The sequence below is a fragment of the Neotamlana laminarinivorans genome (assembly GCF_020523925.1).
In the GTDB taxonomy this organism is placed as follows: Bacteria; Bacteroidota; Bacteroidia; order Flavobacteriales; family Flavobacteriaceae; genus Neotamlana; species Neotamlana laminarinivorans.
This window is the reverse complement of the sequence record NZ_JAJAPW010000064.1, coordinates 1-302: the sequence shown is the minus strand read 5'-3', so window position 1 is coordinate 302 and position 302 is coordinate 1. Positions and strand designations below refer to the sequence as shown.

Here is a 302-nt window from a genome sequence, read left to right as displayed (position 1 = left end):
CCCGAAAAACCATTTGTAGCTGTATAAGTAACTGTTCCGTTAGCATTTAAAACTACTGTTCCGTTGGTTGAAGTATCATCGACAGATGTTAACGTTGCACCATCTGCCAAGTTATCATTATCTAAAAGTGTTGTGATATTTGTTGTTGTGTTTTCGGTAACTTGTATGGCATCATTTACAGCAACAGGATCTCCCAAATCTGTTACTGTTACAGTTACTGTGGCTGTTGCACAATTTGGAGTACTTAAGCCATCACAAATTGTATACGTAAAGGTATCGGTACCTATAAAATTAGATGCGGG

1 protein-coding gene is annotated in these 302 nt (G+C 37.7%); it reads right to left on the bottom strand.

Annotation, left to right across the window (positions count from 1 at the left end; translation table 11 throughout):
- Positions 1 to 302 (bottom strand): Ig-like domain-containing protein (locus tag LG649_RS16045; protein WP_226544824.1); only part of this gene is annotated, 302 nt, incomplete at both ends.